At 73.7% G+C, this 5,642-nt stretch carries 4 protein-coding genes; all 4 read left to right on the forward strand.

Translation table 11 applies throughout. The features are described from left to right. On the forward strand, nt 1-1,144 hold a 1,144-nt coding region (locus IH13_RS0130425), incomplete at its 5' end, for an MFS transporter (RefSeq protein WP_063837516.1). A 99-nt stretch (nt 1,145-1,243) separates the two neighbouring features. Then, nucleotides 1,244-2,644, forward strand: a complete 1,401-nt coding sequence (gene cysS / locus IH13_RS0130430) for a cysteine--tRNA ligase (RefSeq protein ID WP_031089311.1) — start codon at nt 1,244-1,246, stop codon at nt 2,642-2,644. Between the two features lie 105 nt (nt 2,645-2,749). Then, complete coding sequence (rlmB, locus tag IH13_RS0130435; protein ID WP_031089314.1) at nt 2,750-3,706, forward strand: 23S rRNA (guanosine(2251)-2'-O)-methyltransferase RlmB; 957 nt, start codon at nt 2,750-2,752, stop codon at nt 3,704-3,706. 285 nt (nt 3,707-3,991) lie between these two features. Then, the gene (locus IH13_RS0130440) at nt 3,992-5,599 is read left to right on the forward strand and encodes a DoxX family membrane protein (protein ID WP_082317767.1); all 1,608 of its coding nucleotides are present in this window, start codon (nt 3,992-3,994) and stop codon (nt 5,597-5,599) included. The last annotated feature ends 43 nt before the right edge of the window (nt 5,600-5,642 follow it).

Consider the following 5,642-nt stretch of genomic DNA (forward strand, 5'->3'; position numbering starts at 1 on the left):
CCCCCCCCTGCCGTACCTCGCCACCCATCTCGGCGACGGGCTCGGCATGGCGGGCTGGCTCGTCGGCCTCGTCCTGGGGCTGCGCACCTTCAGCCAGCAGGGGCTCTTCGTCGTCGGCGGGGCGCTCACCGACCGCTACGGTCCCCGGCCGGTCGTCCTGGCCGGGTGTGTGCTGCGGATCGCCGGTTTCTGCTGGCTGGCCCAGGCAGGCTCCACCGCCACGGTCATCGGGGCCGTCCTGCTCATCGGTTTCGCCGCCGCGCTGTTCTCGCCGGCCGTCGAGTCCGAGACCGCCCGGGCCGCCGTCGCCCACGAACGCGCCACCGGCGCCCCGCGCGCCCAGGTCCTCGCCGTGTTCTCGGCCGCCGGACAGGCCGGTGCCTTCCTGGGGCCCCTGCTCGGCACCCTGCTCCTGCTCCTGGGCGGCGGATTCCGGGCCGCCTGCCTCGCCGGGGCCGTCGTCTTCGTCGGCGTGCTGGCCGGGCACGCCCGTCTGATGCCGCACCGCCCGCGCACCGTCCGCGAGCCGGGCCGGCGGGCCGTGTTCCCCCGCGAGGTCTTCGCCAACCGGTCCTTCCTCCTGCTCTGCCTCGCCTACAGCACCTACCTCGTCTCCTACAACCAGCTCTATCTGGCCCTGCCCGCAGAGGTGGAGCGCGCCACCGGCTCGCAGAACGCGCTCGGTGCCCTCTTCGCGCTCTCCTCGCTGCTCGTTGTCGCCGCCCAGCTGCCTCTCACCCGCTGGTCCGCCCGCCGTATCGCCCCCAGAACGGCGCTCGTGGCGGGCCTGGCCGTCGTGGCGGCAGGGTTCGCAGCGGTCCCCCTGGCGCCGGGCGGGCCGGCCGGGCTGCTCCCGGGGGCGACGCTCGTCGTGCTGCTCACCCTCGGCCAGATGCTGCTGGTGCCGGCCGCGCGGGGCCTCGTACCGGACCTCGTCGAGGACCACCGTCTCGGCCTCGCCACCGGCGCCCTGTCCTCGGTCTCCGGGCTGGCCGTCCTGCTGGGCAGCGCCGCCTCCGGCACGCTCCTCGACGCCCCGGGGCCCGTCCTGTGGACCGTGCTCGCCGCGGTACCGCTGGCCGGAGCGGGGCTGGCGCTGGCCCTGCCGGGGCGTACGCCGGCGCGTGCCGAGGCCGCGGTCTGACCGGTGCGGCGCACCCGGCCGGCACCCCCGGGGCAGGCTCGCGGAAACGATGTGACCCGGGGGGCCCGGGCACTGGTGCGGGCCCACTACCCTTGAGGGGTGACTATTCGCCTGTACGACACCAACGCCCGGCAGATCCGTGACTTCGTCCCGCTCACCGCGGGCTGTGTCTCGATCTACCTCTGTGGCGCGACTGTCCAGGCCGCCCCGCACATCGGGCACATCCGGTCCGGACTGAACTTCGACATCATGCGCCGCTGGTTCGCCTACCGCGGCTACGACGTGACGTTCATCCGGAATGTCACCGACATCGACGACAAGATCATCAAGAAGTCGGCCGAGCAGAACCGTCCCTGGTGGTCCATCGGCTACGAGAACGAGCGCGCCTTCAACGACGGCTACGACGCGCTGGGCTGCCTCCCCCCGACGTACGAGCCGCGCGCCACCGGCCACATCACCGAGATGGTCGAGATGATGCGCGGCCTCATCGAGCGCGGCCACGCCTACGAGGCGGACGGCAACGTCTACTTCGACGTGCGCTCGTACGAGGGGTACCTGGAGCTGTCCAACCAGCACCTGGACGACCTGCGCCAGCCCTCCGGCGAGGGCGAGACGGGCAAGCGCGACCCGCGCGACTTCGCCATGTGGAAGGCGGCCAAGCCCGGCGAGCCGAGCTGGGAGACGCCCTGGGGCCGCGGCCGGCCCGGCTGGCACCTGGAGTGCTCCGCCATGGCGCACAAGTACCTGGGCAGCGCCTTCGACGTCCACGGCGGCGGGATCGACCTGATCTTCCCGCACCACGAGAACGAGATCGCCCAGGCCAAGGCCTTCGGCGACGCGTTCGCGCGGTACTGGGTGCACAACGGCTGGGTCACCATGTCCGGCGAGAAGATGTCGAAGTCCCTCGGCAACTCGGTCCTCGTCAGCGAGATGGTCAAGCGGTGGCGCCCCATCGTGCTGCGCTACTACCTCGGCACCCCGCACTACCGGTCCATGATCGAGTACAGCGAGGAGGCCCTGCGCGAGGCCGAGTCCGCCTTCGCGCGGATCGAGGGCTTCGTCCAGCGGGTCACCGAGCTGGCCGGGGGCGAGGTCGCCCCGGCGGCCGAGGTGCCGCCGGCGTTCGCCGAGGCCATGGACGACGACCTGGGCGTCCCGCAGGCCCTGGCGATCGTCCACACCACCGTCCGGCAGGGCAACTCCGCCCTCGCCGCCGACGACAAGGAGGCGGCGGTCGCCCGCCTCGCCGAGGTGCGGGCCATGCTCGGCGTCCTGGGCCTCGACCCGCTCGACGCGCACTGGTCGGGCGGCGGCGAGGACGGCGAGGACCTGCGGGGAGTCGTGGACACCCTCGTACGCCTCGTCCTGGACCAGCGCCAGGCGGCACGCGAGCGCAAGGACTGGCCCGCCGCCGACGCCATCCGGGACCAGCTGGGGCAGGCGGGCCTCGTCATCGAGGACGGCCCCGGCGGACCGCGGTGGACCCTCGGACCGCGCTGAGCCGCCGCCGCACGCCGCGTGAACAGCGCACATGTGCCGCCCGGCCGTCCGGGCGGCACACTCTCACTTGACGACGTTTTTCTGAAGCAACGAAACAGGTAGGTCATGGCCGGGAACAGCCAGCGCAGGAACCGCCGCACGTCCAACAAGAAGGGCATGCAGGTCGGCAGCGGTGGCCAGCGACGCCGTGGTCTCGAAGGCAAGGGACCGACGCCGCCCGCCTCCGCCCGCAAGGGACACAAGAAGAACCGCATCGCCAACGCCCAGGCCAAGCAGGCCGCGTCCCGCCGCCCCGCACCGCGCCGCGGCGGCGCCAAGGGCACCTCGGAGATGGTCGTCGGCCGCAACCCGGTCTACGAGGCCCTCCGGGACGGCGTGCCGGCGACGACCCTCTACGTCCAGCAGTTCATCGACAACGACGAGCGGGTCCGCGAGTGCCTCCAGCTCGCCGGCGAGCGCGGCAACATCAACCTGATGGAGGCCCCGCGTCCCGAGCTGGACCGGATGACGAAGGGCCTGAACCACCAGGGCCTCGTCCTCCAGGTCCCGCCGTACGAGTACGCGCACCCGGAGGACCTCACCGCCGCCGCGTACGACAACGACGAGGAGCCGCTCATCGTCGCCCTGGACGGGGTCACCGACCCGCGCAACCTCGGCGCGATCGTGCGTTCCGTCTCCGCCTTCGGCGGTCACGGCGTCGTCGTCCCCGAGCGCCGTGCCGCCGGGATGACGGCCGGTGCGTGGAAGTCCTCGGCCGGCACCGCCGCCCGCACCCCGGTCTCCCGGGTCACCAACCTGACCCGCGCCCTGGAGGGCTACCAGAAGGCGGGGCTGACCGTGGTCGGCCTCGCCGCCGACGGCGAGCACACGGTCGAGGACCTGGAGGCGCTCGACGGACCCGTCGTCATCGTCATCGGCAGCGAGGGCAAGGGCCTGGGCCGTCTCGTCGGCGAGACCTGCGACTACCGCGTCCGGATCTCCATGCCGGGCGGCGCCGAGTCCCTGAACGCCGGGGTCGCCGCGGGCATCGTCCTGTACGAGGTGGCACGCCGCCGCGCCTGAGCGTGAGGCGCTGCCCCGGGGGCGTACGGCTCCCGGGGGTGTCCCGGGGCATGTGGTCGTCCCGGGACACCCGGGGCGTCACGGCCCCCGGGGGCGCTGTGCGCGCGCCCCGCTCGCGCCCTGCACGTGCTCCGTGCGCGCGCCGGACGTGCCCCGTGCGCGGGCCGGTCCGGGGTGATAAGCGGGCGAGGTGGGGCGAAGTGCGGGGCCGTCACCGGCTGTTGACGGGTCTCGGACACTTCCGAGGTGTCAAGGCAGTGTCCTAACGACACGTCACTCGGTTAGATGAGTGTGGACACCAGAACGCCTCGGTTCGACGACCAACCCGCCCTGAGCATGACGAAGGTGGACAGTGACCCCGCCCAGGTCATCGTCAGCCACGCCAGCTTCCGGGTGCAGCTCGCCCCGGGCCAGCGCACACGTCTGCGCCCCGTGGCCCCCGCCGGACCGGTCCGGATCCCCGCCATGAGCGGCGCACCCGGCCGCAGGCGGGCTCCGGTCGTCTGGAGCGGCAGGTCCGCGCCGGGCGACCCCGGAGCGACCGGCCTGCTGCAAGCCGTGCGGAACTCGACCGCGGGGCGCCTCGACACCGTGTCCGCAGACGGCTTCGACACGCGTCACGACGACTCCCCGGGCGGCGCCACCCAGGTCATCCCGCTCCTGGAGGAGACCCAGCCCAACCCGGTACTCGTCGCTCCCCACCAGCCCGGCGGCGGACGCACCGGACCGCTGCTGCCCCCGATGCGGCGGGCCGTCGGGGCCTACGACTCCGACGAGCCGGTCCTCTCCGGCGAGGCGCCGTACGACGAGGACCCCGAGGACGACGTCACCGCCGGGGAACGCCGCCAGAGCGGCGACACCGTCCGGCACGCCTACTACCCCGGGCGCCGGATGAACCTGGGCGTCGTCCTGCTCCCGCTGCGGGTCCTCATCGGCTTCATCTCGATCTACGCCGGTATGGGCAAGCTCTGCGACCCCGTCTACTTCGACGACGGTGACCGCGGCTCCATGGTGAGGTGGCTGACGTCCCTGCACCCGTGGTCCGTCGCCGAGCCCGTCCGTGACTTCGCGCTGACACACCCCGTGGGCACCGGGCTCTCCGTCGCCTTCCTCCAGGTCGTCGTCGGCGTCCTGACCGTCCTCGGCCTCTGGCAGCGGATCGCCGCGGCCTTCGGCCTGCTGCTCGCCGCCGCGCTCCTCGTCGCGGTCAGCTGGCGCAGCGGCGCCGCCTACGACGCCTCCGACATCATCTTCCTGGCGGCCTGGAGCCCGCTCGTCATCGCCGGGGCGCCCGTCTACTCCCTGGACGGCCGGCTCGCCGGTGAGGCCTGGCGCACGCTCGGTCCGCGGTCGGCGATCTGGGACCTCCGCCGCCGCGTGCTGCGCCGCGGGGCGGCCGTCGCCACGGTCGTCGTCGGGCTGACCCTGCTGGTCGGCTCCATGCTCGGCGGTGCGGTGCGTTCCACCGAGGTCGTCACCGTGCCCGGGCCCAACGGCAACCCGACCAACCAGCTGCCCGGCTCCCCGCTCCCCGACGAGAGCACCGGGAAGCCGGAGAAGCCGTCCCGGGCGCCGGAGCAGCGACGCCCGGAGGCCACGGCCTCCACCGCCCCCACGACTCCCTCCGCCGAAGCCTCCACCCCGGGGGCCGGTTCCGTACGCGAGTCCGGAGAGGCCCCCGGGGCGAGCGCCGGCCAGCCCAGCCAGACCCAGGGCACCGGGCAGGAGCCCCCGCAGGAGGCCACCCCGCAGGATCCCCCGTCCGGCAGCGCGGGCCCGACGTCCTCGGGCGGCTCCGGCGGCGGCACCGGCGGTTCGGACGACGACGGTTCCCCGGACGAGGGCTCCACCGGGGGCGCCGGGCAGAACCCGATCGGCGGCCTTCTCGGCTGACCCACGGCCCGTACCGCCGTCGATCCTGTCTCTTATACACATC

It is taken from the genome of Streptomyces sp. NRRL WC-3549 (assembly GCF_000721935.1).
Classification (GTDB): domain Bacteria; phylum Actinomycetota; class Actinomycetes; order Streptomycetales; family Streptomycetaceae; genus Streptomyces.

Bases quoted from the DNA above. Each gene is read 5' to 3' on its own strand.
- rlmB (WP_031089314.1), top strand. From the start codon at position 2,750: ATGGCCGGGAACAGCCAGCGCAGGAACCGCCGCACGTCCAACAAGAAG.
- IH13_RS0130440 (WP_082317767.1), top strand. From the start codon at position 3,992: ATGAGTGTGGACACCAGAACGCCTCGGTTCGACGACCAACCCGCCCTG.